The organism is Arthrobacter sorbitolis, assembly GCF_054510995.1.
On the sequence record NZ_JBTNDM010000002.1, the window covers coordinates 110,557 to 126,363 of the forward strand.

19 protein-coding genes are annotated in these 15,807 nt (G+C 71.3%); 11 read left to right on the forward strand and 8 right to left on the reverse strand.

All coding sequences use genetic code 11. The annotated features are described in order from the left end of the window. Window positions 1-13: 13 nt before the first annotated feature. Window positions 14-2,185, forward strand: a complete 2,172-nt coding sequence (gene malQ, locus ACX80K_RS05120) for a 4-alpha-glucanotransferase (protein ID WP_459270800.1) — start codon at window positions 14-16, stop codon at window positions 2,183-2,185. Window positions 2,186-2,240: 55 nt separating this feature from the next. Next, window positions 2,241-3,206: an NAD(P)/FAD-dependent oxidoreductase gene (locus ACX80K_RS05125; RefSeq protein ID WP_459270801.1), complete on the forward strand. Its 966-nt coding sequence runs from the start codon at window positions 2,241-2,243 to the stop codon at window positions 3,204-3,206. A 55-nt stretch (window positions 3,207-3,261) separates the two neighbouring features. Here ACX80K_RS05125 and ACX80K_RS05130 read toward each other — a convergent pair whose 3' ends face one another. Both ACX80K_RS05130 and ACX80K_RS05135 read right to left on the reverse strand, forming a co-directional pair. Further along, a complete protein-coding gene (locus tag ACX80K_RS05130; RefSeq protein WP_459270802.1) occupies window positions 3,262-3,690 on the reverse strand; it encodes a YtxH domain-containing protein in 429 nt (142 codons plus the stop codon). A gap of 97 nt (window positions 3,691-3,787) precedes the next feature. Further along, window positions 3,788-4,039, reverse strand: coding sequence for a hypothetical protein (locus ACX80K_RS05135; RefSeq protein ID WP_459270803.1), 252 nt, complete (start codon window positions 4,037-4,039; stop codon window positions 3,788-3,790). 259 nt (window positions 4,040-4,298) lie between these two features. Here ACX80K_RS05135 and ACX80K_RS05140 point away from each other — a divergent pair, with 259 nt between their 5' ends. The 3 genes from ACX80K_RS05140 (at window position 4,299) to ACX80K_RS05150 (ending at window position 6,497) form a co-directional block, all read left to right on the forward strand. Further along, complete coding sequence (locus ACX80K_RS05140; RefSeq protein ID WP_459270804.1) at window positions 4,299-5,096, forward strand: DNA-formamidopyrimidine glycosylase family protein; 798 nt, start codon at window positions 4,299-4,301, stop codon at window positions 5,094-5,096. A 132-nt stretch (window positions 5,097-5,228) separates the two neighbouring features. After that, entirely contained in the window at window positions 5,229-5,900 is a 672-nt protein-coding gene (locus ACX80K_RS05145) for a peroxiredoxin-like family protein (protein ID WP_459270805.1), read from the forward strand. A gap of 309 nt (window positions 5,901-6,209) precedes the next feature. Then, on the forward strand, window positions 6,210-6,497 hold the full coding sequence (locus ACX80K_RS05150) for a hypothetical protein (protein WP_459270806.1): 288 nt from the start codon (window positions 6,210-6,212) through the stop codon (window positions 6,495-6,497). Window positions 6,498-6,528: 31 nt separating this feature from the next. Here ACX80K_RS05150 and ACX80K_RS05155 read toward each other — a convergent pair whose 3' ends face one another. Then, complete coding sequence (locus ACX80K_RS05155; RefSeq protein WP_459270807.1) at window positions 6,529-7,551, reverse strand: LacI family DNA-binding transcriptional regulator; 1,023 nt, start codon at window positions 7,549-7,551, stop codon at window positions 6,529-6,531. Between the two features lie 112 nt (window positions 7,552-7,663). On the opposite strand from ACX80K_RS05155, the gene ACX80K_RS05160 reads away from it, so the two are divergent. From ACX80K_RS05160 to ACX80K_RS05170, 3 genes are all read left to right on the forward strand, one after another. Next, entirely contained in the window at window positions 7,664-8,398 is a 735-nt protein-coding gene (locus ACX80K_RS05160; protein WP_459270808.1) for a sugar phosphate isomerase/epimerase family protein, read from the forward strand. After that, window positions 8,395-9,522: a Gfo/Idh/MocA family protein gene (locus ACX80K_RS05165; protein WP_459270809.1), complete on the forward strand. Its 1,128-nt coding sequence runs from the start codon at window positions 8,395-8,397 to the stop codon at window positions 9,520-9,522. The genes ACX80K_RS05160 and ACX80K_RS05165 overlap by 4 nt, the downstream gene beginning before the upstream one ends. 309 nt (window positions 9,523-9,831) lie before the next feature. Next, a complete protein-coding gene (locus tag ACX80K_RS05170; protein WP_104181308.1) occupies window positions 9,832-10,464 on the forward strand; it encodes a uracil-DNA glycosylase family protein in 633 nt (210 codons plus the stop codon). A gap of 107 nt (window positions 10,465-10,571) precedes the next feature. On the opposite strand, the gene ACX80K_RS05175 is transcribed toward ACX80K_RS05170, so the two are convergent. From ACX80K_RS05175 to ACX80K_RS05190, 4 genes are all read right to left on the reverse strand, one after another. Continuing rightward, the gene (locus ACX80K_RS05175) at window positions 10,572-10,901 is read right to left on the reverse strand and encodes a hypothetical protein (protein WP_459270810.1); all 330 of its coding nucleotides are present in this window, start codon (window positions 10,899-10,901) and stop codon (window positions 10,572-10,574) included. 144 nt (window positions 10,902-11,045) lie between these two features. After that, window positions 11,046-11,258 (reverse strand): hypothetical protein, encoded by a 213-nt coding sequence (locus tag ACX80K_RS05180; protein WP_459270811.1) that lies wholly within the window; start codon window positions 11,256-11,258, stop codon window positions 11,046-11,048. Further along, window positions 11,255-11,761 carry a MarR family winged helix-turn-helix transcriptional regulator gene (locus ACX80K_RS05185; protein WP_459270812.1) on the reverse strand — a complete coding sequence of 169 codons (507 nt, stop codon included), beginning with the start codon at window positions 11,759-11,761 and terminating at the stop codon, window positions 11,255-11,257. Before ACX80K_RS05185 ends, ACX80K_RS05180 begins: the two co-directional genes overlap by 4 nt. Window positions 11,762-11,889: 128 nt before the next feature. Continuing rightward, window positions 11,890-12,309 carry a DUF1801 domain-containing protein gene (locus ACX80K_RS05190; protein ID WP_459270813.1) on the reverse strand — a complete coding sequence of 140 codons (420 nt, stop codon included), beginning with the start codon at window positions 12,307-12,309 and terminating at the stop codon, window positions 11,890-11,892. Between the two features lie 123 nt (window positions 12,310-12,432). On the opposite strand from ACX80K_RS05190, the gene ACX80K_RS05195 reads away from it, so the two are divergent. From ACX80K_RS05195 to ACX80K_RS05205, 3 genes are all read left to right on the forward strand, one after another. Beyond that, window positions 12,433-13,500 carry a spore photoproduct lyase family protein gene (locus tag ACX80K_RS05195; protein WP_459270814.1) on the forward strand — a complete coding sequence of 356 codons (1,068 nt, stop codon included), beginning with the start codon at window positions 12,433-12,435 and terminating at the stop codon, window positions 13,498-13,500. A gap of 150 nt (window positions 13,501-13,650) precedes the next feature. Further along, on the forward strand, window positions 13,651-14,334 hold the full coding sequence (locus tag ACX80K_RS05200) for a YqjF family protein (protein ID WP_459271369.1): 684 nt from the start codon (window positions 13,651-13,653) through the stop codon (window positions 14,332-14,334). A 123-nt stretch (window positions 14,335-14,457) separates the two neighbouring features. Beyond that, window positions 14,458-14,814, forward strand: a complete 357-nt coding sequence (locus ACX80K_RS05205; protein ID WP_459270815.1) for a VOC family protein — start codon at window positions 14,458-14,460, stop codon at window positions 14,812-14,814. A 238-nt stretch (window positions 14,815-15,052) separates the two neighbouring features. Here ACX80K_RS05205 and ACX80K_RS05210 read toward each other — a convergent pair whose 3' ends face one another. After that, window positions 15,053-15,751: an SDR family oxidoreductase gene (locus ACX80K_RS05210; RefSeq protein ID WP_459270816.1), complete on the reverse strand. Its 699-nt coding sequence runs from the start codon at window positions 15,749-15,751 to the stop codon at window positions 15,053-15,055. Window positions 15,752-15,807 lie beyond the last annotated feature (56 nt).

Here is a 15,807-nt window from a genome sequence, read left to right on the forward strand (position 1 = left end):
CTAGATTGGTGCCATGGCCGATACGACGCAGCACGAAGAAGAAGCCCCCGCGGAACCCACCCCCCTCGAGCGCCTCGCCGAGGCGCACCGCGTGGGGACCACGTTCAAGGGATGGGACGGCCGCCCGGCGCGCGTCGCACCGGAGACTCTCGTCGCCGTCCTCGCGGCACTCGGCGTCGATGCCGCCTCCGACGCCGCCATCGCGCAGTCGCTGACCGACGTCGAGGACGGCCCGTGGCGCTCGGTGCTCCCCGCCGTCGTCGTCGTGCGGCAGAGCGACACGGATCCGGTGATCCTGCACGTGCCCGCTGGCGCGGAGGTGGAGCTCCGGGCCGTCGACGAGGACGGCGTGCACTACACCGGCACGGTCGGTGAAGCCGTCGGGGCACGGACCGTCGACGGACAGGACCTGGAGCGGCGGGAAGCCGTCTTGCCGCATGCACTGCCGCTCGGCTGGCACACGGTCTCCGCCCGTGTGGACGGGCTGGAGACGTCCTGCACGCTCGTGGTCACACCGGACCGGCTCAGCACGACGGCGGCGCTGATGGACTCCCGCACGTGGGGCCTCATGGCGCAGCTCTACTCCGTCCGCTCCTCCGAGTCGTGGGGTATCGGCGACCTCTCCGACCTGGGCCGACTGGCCCAGGCCGCAGCAGGGTACGGCGGCGGATTCGTGCTGGTCAATCCCCTGCATGCCGCCGAACCCGTCCCTCCCGTGGAGCCCTCCCCGTACCTGCCGACCACGCGGCGCTACTTCCACCCCCTCTACCTGCGCGTCGAGGACATCCCCGAGTACGCGAGGCTCGACGACGCCGCGCGGGCGCGGATCGGTGCGCTCGCCGCAGGCTTCGCCGAGGCGAACACCGCGACCGAGCTGCTCGACCGGGACTCCTCCTACGCGGCGAAGCTCGAGGCGCTCGAACTCGTGTTCGCCCACCCGCGCCCGGAACAGCGCCAGCACGCCTTCGACGCCTACCGCGCGCACCAGGGGCAGGGACTGTCCGACTTCGCGCTGTGGTCCGCGCTCGCCGAGACCTACCCTCCGGGCGCGCCGGAATGGGACGACGTCGGGCGGCCCGGTTCCGCCGGTGCCGCGGAGTACGCGCAGCGCCACGCGGCCCGGATCGAGTTCCACGAGTGGCTGCAGTGGCTCCTCGACGAACAGCTCCAGGAGGCCCAGCTCGAGGCCACCGATGCGGGGATGCCCATCGGCGTCGTCCACGACCTCGCGGTGGGCGTCCACCCGAGCGGCGCCGACGCCTGGACGCTGCAGGACGTGCTCGCGGCGGGGATCAGCGTCGGCGCGCCGCCGGACATGTTCAACCAGCACGGCCAGGACTGGAGCCAGCCGCCATGGCACCCGGAACGCCTCGCCGCCTCCGGGTACGCCGCCTTCCGCGACATGCTCCGCAACATCCTGCGGCACGCGGGCGGTATCCGCGTGGACCACATCCTCGGGCTGTTCCGCCTGTGGTGGATCCCGCAGGGCGAGGCGCCGGGCGCGGGAGCCTACGTCTACTACGACCACAAGGCGCTGATCGGCATCCTCGTCCTCGAGGCCGAGCGAGCTGGCGCGGTCGTGGTGGGCGAGGACCTCGGCGTCTTCGAGCCGGGGGTGCAGGAGTACCTCGGCGAGCGCGGCGTCTTCGGCACCTCGATCCTCTGGTTCGAGCAGGACGAGGACGGCCCCCTTCCGCCAGAGGCCTACCGGGCGGGCTGCCTGACCACCGTGACGGTGCACGACCTCCCGCCGAGCGCGGGCTACCTGGCCGGCGAGCACGTGGTGCTGCGCGAGAGGCTCGGCCTGCTCAGCCGCCCGGTGGCCGAGGAGCAGGCCGAGGACCGCGCCGTGCAGGAGAAGTTCCTCGCACTCCTCCGCCGACGCGGCCTCCTGGAGGGTGCGTCGCCCGATGTCCGGCAGACCGTCGAGGCGCTCCACGGCTTCATCGCCCAGACCCCGTCCGTGCTGCTGGGCGTGGCACTCGCGGACGCGGTGGGGGAACGCAGGACCCAGAACCAGCCCGGTACCAATGACGAGTACCCCAACTGGCGCATCCCCCTCGCCGACGCGGACGGCAAGGCCGTCCTCGTCGAGGACCTCGCCGGGAACCGGCGTTTCGCCTCGCTCGTCGCCTCGCTCGGTCTCCCGGCCGACGGCCGGGGAACTGCAGGGCCGACGGCCTGATGGCAAGGACAATCTGAGGCGGCGGCCCCTCCGCGCCGCGTGATCGGATGGACGGATGGACAGGCAGCAGACGTACGACGTCGTCATCGTGGGCGGAGGGGTGTCGGGGCTGAGCGCCGCACTCGTCCTCGGGCGGGCAAGGCGGGACGTCCTCGTCATCGACGCGGGAACACCGCGCAACGCCCCGGCCGACGCGGCCTACGGATTTCTCACGAGGGACGGGACGGCGCCCGGGACCCTCGTGGCCCTGGGTCGGCAGGACCTCGAGCCCTACGGCGTGGGGTTCCTCGACGGCAGCGCCGAGGGGGCCCGGCAGCTCGAGGAGGGGTGGTCCGTCACGACCGCGGACGGCCGATCGGTCGAGGGGCGACACCTCGTGCTGGCCACGGGACTCCGCGACGTCCTGCCCGATGTGCCGGGAGCCCGCGAGGCCTGGGGCCGGGGCCTGCTGCAGTGCCCGTACTGTCACGGCTGGGAGGTGAGGGACCAGCCTCTCGGGGTGCTGGGGTCTTCCCCGACGTCCCTCCACCAGGCGTTGCTGGTGCGGCAGTGGTCCGACGACGTGACGTTCTTCCCGCACACCCTCGAACCGCTGTCGAAGGACGACGAGCGGCGCCTGCGCACCCGCGGGGTGCGGATCGCCGAGGGACGCGTCCGGGGCCTGGTGCTCGAGGCGGGGGACGACGGCACCCCCCGGGCGCTGCGCGGCGTCCGCCTGGACGACGGGTCGCAGCATCCGTGTGCAGCGGTGTTCTGCGAGCCCGGCGCCGACGCCGCCCTGCCGTTCATCGACGCCCTCGGATGCGAGATGCGGGACGACGGCTGCGTGACCACCGACGACATCGGGCGGACCTCGGTGGACCGGGTATGGGCCGTGGGCAATGCGGCGGACCCGGCGGCCCAACTGCTACCCGCCGCCGGCGATGCGTACCGGTTGGCCGTCGCCGTCAACGCCATGCTCGTCGAGGCCGACTGCGCGGTGTGTCTCGACGCGGAGGAAGCGGTGAGCGAAGGCGTCTGACAGACGGAAGGGGAGGCCCGGCGCGAGCCGGACCTCCCCTTCCCTCGTGCGAGCCCTACTTCTTGAGGTCGGGGCGGGTGTCCTCGTCCTGTGCCTCGAACGGCGTGTCCTCGACGTGGCGGGGATCGCCGCCGCTCGGGCCGGTGGTCCCGGGACGTCCTGTGTCCATGGCCGTGACGACGGGCGGTACGTCGAGGGGGAGGTCCCCGCTCGCCCCGATGTCCTTGCCCGGGGTGCTCGGGGCCTTCGCCCCGTCCTTCGAGCCCGCCCCGCCCTTCTTCAGCACGCCCTTGAGGGAGTCCTGGACCGCGGGCGCCTTGCTCTTGAGGGTGCCGGTGGTCGACGAGACCTTGTCCTGCACCTTCGGGTCGTTCCACAGCTTCTGCGCCTTCGACCGGAGCTGCTCGTAGCTCTCCCGGCCGGCCCGCGTGCCGAGGACGTAACCGGCGGCCATGCCTGCCGCGAAAACAAGTTTGTTCTTCATGCTCTTCTCCGTTCGGTGGATTGCGTTGCCTTCGAATCTAGACCACCTCGCCGACGCGGGCGAGGGGCGTTCCGCGCCTGCCGGTCCGCCGGAAGGGTCAGGAGGTGCGGAGCTCCGTGTCGGCGAGGTCGGCGTCCGCACCGGCGGACCCGGCCTGCCGGTCACGCCGATCCAGTTCCTCGGTCAGTTCCTCGTGCCGGAACTCCGTCTCCGGGGACGGCTCGCCGTCCTCCGCGTACTCGTGGTCGAGCTCGCGGTGGACCCTGCTGTTCAGGACCTCCGCCTCGGGGAGGTCGAGGGCGGCGAGGTCTTCGGGGAAATCCTCTGAGGGCGACAGTCTGGTGTTCATGGGGGCCTGTTCGGTAATACGAGGTGGACAGAGCTACCGGGCCCGCTTCAAGACCGCGCGTGACGGGCAGGGCCCGGCAGATCCCCACAGTATCGGTCCGTCCCCGGGAACGGAAGTCGCGGCTCCCCTCCGGTGGTGGGCGCGGAGCCACTACCGGCGGCCGGGAACCACGCAGCCGGCCACCCTGTCCGTGGCGGGCGCTACCCTTCCTACGGACCGGCCGACCGACGGCGGTGCGCCACGCGGCGGGAGGTGGAACATGCCCGAGGGGGACAGCGTCTTCCGGCTGGCCGTGCGGCTCCGGCGGTCGCTCGACGGCCGCACGCTCCGGCGGGGGGACCTGCGCGTCCCCGCGCATGCGACAGCCGCGCTGGACGGCCGGCGGGTGCTGCAGCATGTCACGCACGGGAAGCACCTGCTGACACGGTTCGACGGCGGGCTCACACTCCACACGCACCTGCTGAAGCAGGGGTCCTGGACCGTCACGGCGCCGGGCAGGAGGCTGCCGCACCGACTGCTGCCGGACGCGCGCGTGATCCTCGAGGTGGCCGACGGGCCGACGGCGTACGGGCTGGACCTCCCCGTCGTCGACCTGCTGCCGACACGCGCCGAGCACGACGTCGTCGGGCACCTCGGGCCGGACCCGCTGCGGGACGACTGGTCCCCGGGGGAGGCGGCCCGCCGGCTCCGGCTCGACCCGGGCGAGCGGGTGGCCGCGGCCCTGCTCGACCAGCGCAACGTCGCCGGGTTCGGCAACCTCTGGGCGAACGAGCTCTGCTTCCTGCGCGGGCTCCACCCCGACACGGCCATGGCCGACGTCGACGTGCCCGCCCTGGTGGCACTCGGCGCCCGGTGCCTCCGCTTCTCCGCCAGCCAGCCCGGCGCGCACCAGGTCACCACTGGGAACACGCGCAGGGGCGAGCAGCACTGGGTGGCAGGCCGGGCCGGGAAGCCCTGCCTGCGCTGCGGGACGACAGTGCTCGTCCGGGCCGAGGTAGCGGGCGATCCGGGCCGGCGTCGTACCTGGTGGTGTCCGCGCTGCCAGCCTCCCGTCTGACCGGGTGGGGTTGCCGGGGGAACCGATCCCGGCCATCCACCGGCCGGCCGCTGGGCATTTCCCGGAGTGTGGACCACAATGGGTCCAGCCGCGGGTTCGAGGCTCCCACGGCGGTTGTGCTGAGGGGATTGGATGATGCACACACCGGCATTCACGAACACCATCGCGTCGCAGGTCGAGGAGTTCACGCCGACCTTCGAGGCGCGCATCGGTCCCGAACTGGCCGCGGTCTTCGCCCGCGAACAGGAGGACCTGCGCCGGGCAGGGCTGCCCAGCGGGATCGCACAGGTGGGGGACCGGCTGCCCGACGCGCACCTGTACGACCCGGGCGGGCACCGGATCGGGCTCGGCGAGGCGCTGGGCGCCGCAGCGGCCATCATCGTCTTCTACCGGGGCGCATGGTGTCCCTACTGCAGCATCGCGCTGAAGACCTACCAGCACGAGCTCCGGCCGGTCGTCGAGGCCTTCGGCACGCGGCTCGTCGCGATCAGCCCGCAGGCGCCCTCCATCGCGGTGAGTGGGGCCCGCGACGCGGGACTCCGCTTCACGATGTTCTCCGACAAGGGCAACGCGCTGGCGGCACACCTGGGCATCGTGACGGTGCCCAGCCTCGAGTCGGTCCGCGCGCGGGCAGCGCTCGGCATCGACGTCGCCGGGTCGAACATGGACCACACGGCGGCCATCCCCTTTCCCACGGTGATCGTGGCCGACGCGACCGGGACCATCCGCCTCATCGACGTCCGGGTGGACTACACCACCCGGACCGAGACGTGCGACATCATCGACGCCCTCATCGCGCTGTAGCCACGGCCTCCGGCAGGGGGACGGGGCCTGCGCGGTCCGGCATGTTCGGGCAGGGCGCGAGGCACGTGGCGCAGGACGGGCAGCACCGGGCTCACACATCTCCGCCGTCCGCCACTGCCGACCGTCGGCGCGGTCCGGCCCCGGGGCGGCATAGACTCGGCCCATGAGGGGTTTGTTTCGCGCTCCTCGTGCGGTTCAGCCACTAGCCGCGATGCCCACTCACCCCTGCGCCGGGTTGGAAGTTGTCACCGTGAGAATCGCACCCGACCTTGTCCGTCCATGCCTCCTCCGTGCCCCTGCGAGGACCGGATGAGGGAGTCGAGGAGCGGCCGCCGGACGCAGGAGGAGCAGCGACGGCTCACGCTGCTCGCGATCGAGTCCTCGGGGCTGATGCTGCACGAGGTGTGGCTGCGGTACTTCGAGTACACGGGCGTCGCCGGCCAGACCGAGCTCGAAGCCCACCTGCAGGGGCTCGTGCCGCTTCCGGCGGAGCAGGCGGACATCCTCTCCCACGCGGTCAACGAACTGATCGACGAACTGCCGCCTGTACCCCGCGCCCCCTACAGCGACGAGGGGATGCCGCCGGCCGACCTCTGACCGGGCGGCCCCGGGATCCGCGCGGCAACGGTCATCCCACGCCGGTACTGGCCCGCACCACGAGTTCGCCGACGGGCATCGGCCGGGTCTGGATGCTGCCGGTCTCGAGCAGCGCCAGCAGGAGTTCCGCCGCCACCCGCCCCTGCATGCCGGGGTTGCGGGACAGCGCCGTGACGGCCGGCGACGCGAGCCGGCAGTGCAGGGAGTCGTCCCAGCTGGCGATCGCGACCTCCTCGGGGCAGCGCAGCCCGAGTTCGCGGAGGGCGAGCAGGCCGCCCATGGACATCAGGTCGTTGCCGAAGACCATCGCAGTGATCGGCCGCTCGCCGGGATCCCGCAGCAGGGACAGGACGGCGTCGTGCCCGGCACTGAGCGCATAGTTCCCCTCGAACGGGACCACCTCCATCCTGTACCCGGCGGCACATGCCGCCACGCCACCGATCCGCTCCTCCTCATGCAGGAAGGTGTGCGGGCCGGAGACGTGCGCGATCCGGCGGTGCCCGCGGTCGTGGAGGTGGCCGACGATCGTCGCGGCATCGGCGGCGTGGTCCGTCGTCGTCCCGGAGAACCCGGCCGGTGCGGCCGATGCGGGAGCGCCGTGCAGCACGAACGGCAGGCCCAGCCGGTCGAGGAGGGCGGGGCGGGGATCGTCGTGGAGGTGGTCGAACACCAGGACGCCGTCCACCTTCCGCTCGCCGGCCCAGCGCTCGTAGGTGGCGTACTCCTGCGCCGGATCCCTCCCCACCATCCGCAGCATCAGGGCCATGTCCCCCTCCGCCAGCGCGGTCTCGATCCCGGCCAGCATCGCCATGAAGTACGGCTCGGTGCCGATCAGGAGGGGATCGGCGGACAGGACCATGCCCACCGCGCCCGCCCGGGACCGGGAGAGGGCGCGCGCCGAGGAGCTCGGGTACCACTCGAGTTCCTCGGCGAGGTCCAGGACGCGTCGCCGGGTCAGTTCGCTGACACCCGGCTGGCCGTTGAGGGCGTAGGACACGGAGGCCTTCGAGATGCCCAGCCTCTTCGCCAGACCGGCAATGGTTTCCTTGGCCATGGCTCCCACAATAGCCGGGAGATCTGCTTGACCCGCTCCGGCATATCGCCTAGGTTCGTGGCATACCTGAACCGGTTCAGTAACCCCATTTTCTCAGCGAGGAGAATTCTCCGTGACGTATTCACTCCAGCTCTACACACTGCGGACGGCACTGGGGGAGGACCTGCCGGGCACCATCAAGCGCGTCGCCGCGCTCGGCTACACCGCCGTCGAGCCCTACAACTTCGTCGCCACCGCCGACGAACTCGCCGCGGCCCTCTCGGAGAGCGGACTCACCGCACCGTCCGGCCACGCGCCGCTGCTGCGCGCGGACCAGGACGAGATCTTCGAGGCGGCCCGCAAGCTCGGCATCGGCACCGTGATCGACCCGCATGTGGAGCGGTCCCGCTGGACATCGGACGAGGACATCAGGGCCACGGCGGACGCCCTCAACGCGGCAGCCCGGAAGGGTGCCGGCTACGGCATCACCGTCGGCTACCACAACCACGAATTCGAGCTCGAGGAGCGGATCGGCGGCACCTCCGCGCTCGAGGTGCTCGCCGGTCACCTCGACCCCGAGGTGGTCCTCGAGGTGGACACCTACTGGGCGGCGGTCGGCGGTGAGGATCCCGTCGAACTGCTCCGCCGTCTCGGCGACCGCGTGCGCTTCGTCCACATCAAGGACGGACCGCTCACCCGGGACGACAAGGAGCAGGTCGCCGTCGGCTCCGGCAGGATGCGCGTCTGGGACGTGCTCGACGCCGTCCCCGGCCTGGAGGCCGCCGTCGTGGAACTGGACGATTTCGAGGGCGACATCTTCACCGCCGTCGCCGACAGCCTCGCGTACCTGAACGAGGGAAGGAAATGAGCGCTCCGACGGAAGCACGGCGCACTGGCCCCGTCGGCGTCGCCGTCATCGGTGCGGGGGTCATCAGCAAGGAGTACCTGACGAACCTGACGGGCTTCCCGGACGTGACGGTGCACATCGTCGCCGACATGTTCGAGGAGGTGGCCGCCGCCCGCGCGGCCGAGTTCGGCGTGCCGGCCTCCGGAGGCGTGCAGGACGCCCTGGACCATCCCGACGTCGAGATCGTCGTCAACCTGACCATCCCGGCCGCGCACGTGGAGGTGGCCACTGCCGCCGTCGGCGCGGGCAAGCACGTGTGGAGCGAGAAGCCCTTCTCGCTGGACCGCCAGAGCGGCATCGGCCTGCTGAAGACCGCCGACGCCGCCGGTGTGCGCCTCGGCTGCGCTCCGGACACCTTCCTCGGCGCGGGCCTGCAGACCGCGCTGCGCCTCGTGGCGCGTGGCGACATCGGTGTCCCCCTGACGGCGCTGACCCTGATGCAGTCCCCGGGCCCCGAGTCCTGGCACCCGAACCCCGCCTTCCTCTTCCAGGAGGGCGCCGGGCCCCTGTTCGACATCGGGCCCTACTACCTGACGACCCTCGTGCAGACCTTCGGCGCCATCACGAAGGTGGCAGGGTTCGGCTCCACGTCCCGCGAGACGCGGACCATCGGTTCGGGCCCGAAGGCCGGCGAGGTCTTCGACGTCACCGTCCCCTCGCACGTCAGCGCCATCGCCCAGTTCGCGAACGGCGAGTCCTCGCAGAGCATCTTCAGCTTCGACTCCCCGCTCAAGCGGGCCGGTTTCGTGGAGGTCACCGGGACCGAGGGGACGCTCGCGTTCCCCGACCCGAACAACTTCACCGGCGACCTCGTCCTCACGCGCCGCGGAAGCGACGAGCCGGAGGTCATCCCCGCCGTCGGCGCGACGTCGACCCGTGGCAGCGGTGTGCTCGAGATGGCGCGCGCCCTGCGCGAGGGCCGTCCGCACCGCGCGCAGGGTGAGATGGCGTACCACGTGCTCGACGCCATGGTCTCGATCTCCGAGAGCGTCCAGACCGGCGAGTTCGTGTCGCTCTCCAGCACGGCGACCGCCGCCGCTCCGCTGCCCGAGGACTGGGACCCGTACGCATCCACCCTCTCCTGATCCCGACGGGCACCACGGAGTCGCTCCGTGGTGTCCCTCGTCCAGGCACGACGACCGCCGCCTGCCTCCGCCGGCCCGCCCGGCGCCGCTTCGCCGACCTGGGCTGCCCATGGAGGCCGGATGAGGACCACCACATCCGACGCCGTCGTCCCCGGTCGGTGCCGGCACCGGCGGGCCGACGGCCCCGTTCAGAGCCCGTGATCGGTCATGCCCCCGGCATCGGAGTCACACTGGCGTAGGCTGGAAGCCTGCGGACAAGTTCGCGTCACCTCTGGCGCCGTCCGCGAGGAGGCGGAATTGGTACAGCGCATGGCAGACCCCACGTATCGGGACCAGCAATGGGAACAACGCTACGATCCACGGATAGAGGACGTGAACCGGCTGTGCGACACGCTGGCCGAGTCGAAGCCCGGATCGGTGGTCCCCTACATCGATCCCATCCACGACGTGGACGGCTGCAAGATCGTCAGTCTCTTCTCCAGCCCGGGAGCATCGCTGCCCTCGGGCTTCGTCTCGTTCGAGAACGACGACCCGAGCTCCATCCGCATGGCGGGGATCTATGAGGCGGTAGGCCTGCAGCCGGATGCGGTCATGCCGTGGAACGCGTACCCGTGGTACCTGCCGGAAGGCAAGGAGCGGGCGCTGACCATGGAGCAGATCGCCGACGGCGTGAAGCCGTTGCTCACGTTCCTGCAGCAGGTGCCCCGCGCCTCCGCGCTCGTCGCCCACGGCGCCGACGCCCACAAGGCCGCGCGTCGCCTCATGAAGCTGGAGAATCGCGCCATCGCGAAGCGCGGATTCAAGATCTACGAAGTACGGTCCCCCGGGGAGCGTGCCTTCAAGGGGACTCCCGCCAGCCAGGAGCAGTGGCTGAAGGACATCCAGTCCGCCTACACCGACGCGATGGGCAGGGCGGGCATCCGCGCCCGCCAGTCCATCTGATCAGGGCCTGAAGGCGCCGGCTCGACCGCTCCGCTTCCCGAGCCGGGCGGTCGACGGCGTTCGCGCCGAGAACCTGCCGGACCGCTGCCGCCCCGCCGATGGCCTCGCTACGGCGTCTTGGCCACCCAGGACTCGGCGGCTCGTCCGAGCGCCAGCCCCCGGAGGGTCGCCGCGATGTCCTCGAGGGACTGCTGCACCCATTCGAAGGCCTCGTCGTCTGCCGATCGGTCTCCCGACGGGGGGACGCACGCGCCGTACGCCAGGGCGAGGCGCGCGATGGTCTGCTCGAGGGTGTCGAGGAGTTCGGCCGATTCGAGGGCGAGATGATCGGCCGCGGCGCCGGCGTCCTGCGCGGGACCACCCGGCGCGAGGAGCGCGGTCCGGGGAAGGGCTGCCGCGTCGAGGGACGTCGGAGCAGCCGGGCACTGTGTACTCATGAGAGACCTTTGCTGGGTCAGGAAAGCGCCCGGTAGTTCCCATGGGCACACGACATTGTCAAGGACAGTCTGCCACCCGAAGAGCACTGTTCAAGCCAAGTCCGACGCAGGACTTCCGCAGCTCACCGGAAGGGCCCGTCGGCGCTACCGCTCCCGCTTGGTCGTGAGGTAGGTCGATCCGTCCGGATTGCGCACCACGGTCCATTGCTGCAGTTCCTCCTGCCGGCGCCGCTGTGCCTCGTCGTCGAGATACACGATCGGCCCGCTGGTGGTGCCACGGGCGGCCGGCCCGAAGAACATGCGCAGTTTCCCCGTAGCGCTCATGAAGCGCGAGGACAGCGGTTCCTTCTTGCTCATCCCGGATTCCCTCCTGGTGTCGTGCGGGCGGCGTCGGTGCTCGTGCGCGGCGACCCGGGGAGCTCCGTACCCGTGGCGCGGATGATGGAGTGCATGGCGTCGTTGAGGCTCTCGACCTGCTCGCGCGTCAGACCCAGCCGTTCCATCATGGTGGCGGGCACCTGGCGCGCCGCCGAGCGGAGGTCCCGGCCCGTCTGCGTGAGACCGACGGCAAGGGCCCTTTCGTTGCCGGGGACGCGGGTGCGGGTGATCAGGCCCTGGGCCTCGAGCCGCTTGAGCATGGGGGAGAGGGTCGCGGATTCCATGGCGAGCGCCCGTCCCACGTCCCGGACCGTCCGGGGGCTCTCCTCCCACAGCGCGAGCATCACGAGGTACTGCGGATGGGTCAGGTCGAGCTGCTCGAGCACCGGGCGGTAGGCACCGACCACGCTCCTCGACGCCACGGACAGGGCGAAGCACAACTGCCGTTCGAGCAGCAGGTCGTCGTCAAGGGTCGTCGTCATTCGTCCTCCGGAGTCCACTACCGGACCATTAGGGTCCGAACAGTTAGTGTACTACCGTTCCCGATCATGCGCAGCCCCCGCGTACGCGCCGGCGATCGTCCCGCCGGCCGGGCCCCGGTCCCGCCCGGTCAGGTGAAGTTCTCGGTCACCATGAAGTCGTGGCCGCGCTGCACGAGCTCCTCGAGGACCCCGAGCTCCACGCCCGCGAGCGAGGTGATGTACAGGCATCCGGCGCCGCGCCGGTGACGGCCGAGTCGCGGCAACAGGAGCTCCGCCTCCGGGGCGGCGAGCAGCCCGTAGAGCGCCTGCGCGGAGGCCCTCGGGGAGAAGCCGACGGCCAGGGCGTCGCCCTCGTGACCCGAGGCGTACCGGTAGTGGTACTGCCCGAAACCGATCATCGTCGGCCCCCACATCACGGCGGGTTCGCCCGTCACCCGACCCATCAGGTCCAGCAGCACCTCGGCGTCCCTGCGGCGCGTCGGATGCGCCACGGTACCGATGAACTCCACTGGGTCCTGCTGCGTCGGCTGCGTACGGAGTTCGGCCATGTCCTGCCCCCTTCGCGGCGCCCGGGTGACTCCGTCCCCTCACTCTAGGACCGGATCCGGCGGGCCAGAAGTGTCGGTGGCAGTGGATATCCTCGAGGTAAAGCCGCACCGTCGAGAGGTCGTATGCTCCAGGCCAGCAAGTTGCTCCAGATCAGCCGGATCTACGTGGAACCGGCGGCCGCCGAGCTCCCGCGTGGCAAGGAGATCCTCGCCCGGTGGCCCGACGCCGACGTCGTCGAGGTCGCCAGCCACTGGCGGATCCCCGAGCTGAGCGGCGACGAGGCCAACGTGCGCCGCTGGGTCCGCATCAAGACCGAGGCGCTGATCGTCGGCGTCAAGAAGAGCCTCACCGCCAAGCCCAACGGACGGTCGGCGGACTTCATCGCGCCGTCCACCGCGAACGGCTGCGCGATGGCCTGTGCCTACTGCTACGTCCCGCGTCACAAGGGCTACAGCAATCCCATCACCGTCTTCGCGAACATCGACCAGATCAGCGGCTACCTGGAGCGCCACGTGACTCGTCAGGGCATCAAGCTGGAGCCCAACCAGTGCGACGAGCACGCGTGGGTGTACGACATCGGCGAGAACAGCGACTGCTCCGTGGACGCACTGCTCAGCGACAACGTGCGGGACCTCGTGGACCTCTACCGCGACCTGCCCACCGCCAAGCTGTCCTTCGCCACCAAGTACGTCAACCGGGACATGCTGGCCTGGGATCCGCAGGAACGCACGCGCGTGCGCTTCTCGCTCATGCCCGAGCGGCTGGCCCGGACGGTGGACGTCCGGACGACGCCCGTCCGGGAACGGATCGCCGCCATCAACGACTTCGTCGAGGCGGGCTACGAGGTCCATGTCAACTTCTCCCCGGTGATCATCACTCCCGGGTGGCAGGAGGACTGGCGCGAGCTCTTCCGGCAGCTCGACGCGGCACTCTCGCCGGCGGCGAAGCGGCAGCTCGCCGCGGAGGTCATCTTCCTGACGCACAACCAGCAGCTGCACGAGGTCAACCTGGGATGGCATCCCCAGGCCGAGGAGATCCTCTGGAGGCCCGACCTCCAGGAGACCAAGCGCTCCCAGAACGGCTTCGCCAACGTGCGCTACATCGCCTACGAGAAGCGCGGCTACCTCGACGAGTTCCTCCGCCTCGCCGCCACGGAGCTGCCCTACTGCCGGATCCGCTATGCCTTCTAGGCCCGGCTCGGCGCGGCGTCCCGTTGGCCGGGCCGCCCCGGCCGGCGGGCGGAACGCGGCCGGAGGACGCATACTCGGAGGATGCCCGTGAGCACCGACTACCAGGACCCCGCGTGGCACCTCGCCCCCGAGCTGCCGCGCCCCGTCATCATGGACCAGTTCTGGGCGGACGCGGTGTTCCTGCACTGGCGGATCGACGCACGCGCGGTGGCCGCGTACATGCCGCCCGGCGTCGTGCCCGACGAGGTGGACGGCTCCTCGTGGGTCGGCCTCATCGGCTTCCGGATGATCGGCGCCGGGCTGGGCAAGGGCCTGCCGGTGCCCTACTTCGGGTCCTTCACCGAGATCAACGTGCGGCTCTACTCGCGGGGACCGGACGGCACCCGCGGTGTCGTCTTCGTGACCCTCGACGCCTCACGCCTCGCCGTCGTGCTGGCCGCCCGGGCCGGTGGCATCCCCTACGTCTGGTCGAGGTGCTCACCGCTGGCACGCGGGACGGGCACGCAGCAGGAGTACGGGTACGCCGTCGAGCGGTACGGCAACCAGGCGGGGTCCCGCTTCGCCGTGCGGCCGGATGCGACGACGACGGCGGGGGACACGCTGTCGCTGGAGCTCACGGCGCGCTTCGGGTTGCACAGCACGCTCGGCGGGCGCACCCTCTACATCCCGAACACCCACAGCCCGTGGCCGCTCCACCCCGCCTCGCTCACCGAGTTCGACGACGGGCTGCTCGCCGCGGCAGGGCTGCGCGTGGAGGGGCCGCCCGCGTCGGTCCTGTTCTCGCCCGGGGTCCAGACGCAGTTCGGCAAGCCCCGCGTGGTTCCCCGGCCCTGACGGCGCCCGCTTCGCTGTACTGCCTTGCTGGGGCTTCCGGCTGCCGCCGCGCCGGGCTTCCGGCCGCCGCCGCGCCGGCCCCGCGGACGGCCGTTGTCCGCAAGAGGGACTAGGTTCGGCCGCATGACTATCGCGCGCTTCCCCACCACTGTCCTCGACTGTCCCGACCCCGCAGTGCTTGCCGCCTTCTACGGTCAGGTGCTGGGTTGGACCGGCGACGTGGAGGACGACTGGGCCGAGATCCGGGCGGACTACGGGCAGAGCCTGTGCTTCCAGAAGGTGGAGCACTACACCGCGCCCGAATGGCCCTCCTCCGAGCGACCTCAGCAGGCGCACCTCGACCTGGTGGTGGACGACCTCGACGAGGCGGAGGCGGCGGTGATCGCCCTCGGCGCGGTCAAGCACGAGCACCAGCCCGGAACCACCTTCCGCGTCTTCCTCGACCCCGCGGGCCACCCTTTCTGTCTCTGCGTCAGCTGACCGCGGGTCACGCGCGAGCCTGCAGGGGTTCAGCCACCGCACAGGCCGGCCGACTGTCGGGCGGACGCTGCGGCAGCCTGTCGGGGTGGATCTGCGGGGCTCTGCGGCGGTTTGCAGCGCGCTGCCCCCGCGCATCGTCGTCTGGCGGACCCGGCGCGAGGCGAGCGGGCCGCACTGCACACGCCTACTCGGACACTCGATGCGGCGCGTCCGCATCGGCCATGGCCGTGCGGACGGTTCAGCCGAGGGTGATGCCCGAGGGGCGGATGCTGAGGGACTCGATCGTGGACTCGGGCGTCGCGTCGACGGCGAGCCGGACGGCCTTGGCCACCTGGTCCGGCTGGATCCATGCCTCCGGCCGGTAGTCCTTGCCCTCCCAGGCGTGCAGTTCCTCCTGCATGTCCGTGGCGACCCGCCCGGGATGGATGGAACTCACCCGTACGCCGTGCTGGCGCTCCTCGTCCCGCAGGGCGTCCGTGAAGGCGCGCAGCGCGAACTTCGTGCCGCTGTACACGGCCGAACCCGCTCCCGAGCTGAAACCGGAACCGCTGTTGATGGTGATCACCTGGCCGCGGGCCGCTCGCAGGGCGGGCAGGAGTGCCCGGGTCAGCGCTGCGACCGCGAAGACGTTCACCTCGAAGCTCTCGCGCCAGGCGTCGTCGGACAGTTCGGCCACGGAGCCCATGCGCAGGACACCGGCGGAGTGGACGAGGACGTCGATCCGGGGGATCCCGGCGACCGCGGCGGCCACCTGCCCGGCGTCGCGGAGTTCCGCCGCGAACGGTTCCGCCGACGGGAAGGACGACGACAGTTCCGCCAGGGCGGTCAGGTCGCGGCCGCCGAGGAGCAGGTGATGGGTGGAGGCGAGCTCGTCGGCGATGGCGCGGCCGATGCCGCGGGACGCGCCGGTGATGAGGGCGACGGGGTTCGAGGACATGGGAGCAACCCTAGCAATGCGCACCTGCGGGCGTGCAGGGCGGCCCCGCCCGCCGT

Excerpts from the sequence above, each read along its gene's own strand:
- malQ (WP_459270800.1), top strand. The coding sequence starts at position 14 with ATGGCCGATACGACGCAGCACGAAGAAGAAGCCCCCGCGGAACCCACC.
- ACX80K_RS05125 (WP_459270801.1), top strand. The coding sequence starts at position 2,241 with ATGGACAGGCAGCAGACGTACGACGTCGTCATCGTGGGCGGAGGGGTG.
- ACX80K_RS05130 (WP_459270802.1), bottom strand. The coding sequence starts at position 3,690 with ATGAAGAACAAACTTGTTTTCGCGGCAGGCATGGCCGCCGGTTACGTC.
- ACX80K_RS05135 (WP_459270803.1), bottom strand. The coding sequence starts at position 4,039 with ATGAACACCAGACTGTCGCCCTCAGAGGATTTCCCCGAAGACCTCGCC.
- ACX80K_RS05140 (WP_459270804.1), top strand. The coding sequence starts at position 4,299 with ATGCCCGAGGGGGACAGCGTCTTCCGGCTGGCCGTGCGGCTCCGGCGG.
- ACX80K_RS05145 (WP_459270805.1), top strand. The coding sequence starts at position 5,229 with ATGATGCACACACCGGCATTCACGAACACCATCGCGTCGCAGGTCGAG.
- ACX80K_RS05150 (WP_459270806.1), top strand. The coding sequence starts at position 6,210 with ATGAGGGAGTCGAGGAGCGGCCGCCGGACGCAGGAGGAGCAGCGACGG.
- ACX80K_RS05155 (WP_459270807.1), bottom strand. The coding sequence starts at position 7,551 with ATGGCCAAGGAAACCATTGCCGGTCTGGCGAAGAGGCTGGGCATCTCG.
- ACX80K_RS05165 (WP_459270809.1), top strand. The coding sequence starts at position 8,395 with ATGAGCGCTCCGACGGAAGCACGGCGCACTGGCCCCGTCGGCGTCGCC.
- ACX80K_RS05170 (WP_104181308.1), top strand. The coding sequence starts at position 9,832 with ATGGCAGACCCCACGTATCGGGACCAGCAATGGGAACAACGCTACGAT.
- ACX80K_RS05175 (WP_459270810.1), bottom strand. The coding sequence starts at position 10,901 with ATGAGTACACAGTGCCCGGCTGCTCCGACGTCCCTCGACGCGGCAGCC.
- ACX80K_RS05180 (WP_459270811.1), bottom strand. The coding sequence starts at position 11,258 with ATGAGCAAGAAGGAACCGCTGTCCTCGCGCTTCATGAGCGCTACGGGG.
- ACX80K_RS05185 (WP_459270812.1), bottom strand. The coding sequence starts at position 11,761 with ATGACGACGACCCTTGACGACGACCTGCTGCTCGAACGGCAGTTGTGC.
- ACX80K_RS05190 (WP_459270813.1), bottom strand. The coding sequence starts at position 12,309 with ATGGCCGAACTCCGTACGCAGCCGACGCAGCAGGACCCAGTGGAGTTC.
- ACX80K_RS05195 (WP_459270814.1), top strand. The coding sequence starts at position 12,433 with ATGCTCCAGGCCAGCAAGTTGCTCCAGATCAGCCGGATCTACGTGGAA.
- ACX80K_RS05200 (WP_459271369.1), top strand. The coding sequence starts at position 13,651 with ATGGACCAGTTCTGGGCGGACGCGGTGTTCCTGCACTGGCGGATCGAC.
- ACX80K_RS05205 (WP_459270815.1), top strand. The coding sequence starts at position 14,458 with ATGACTATCGCGCGCTTCCCCACCACTGTCCTCGACTGTCCCGACCCC.
- ACX80K_RS05210 (WP_459270816.1), bottom strand. The coding sequence starts at position 15,751 with ATGTCCTCGAACCCCGTCGCCCTCATCACCGGCGCGTCCCGCGGCATC.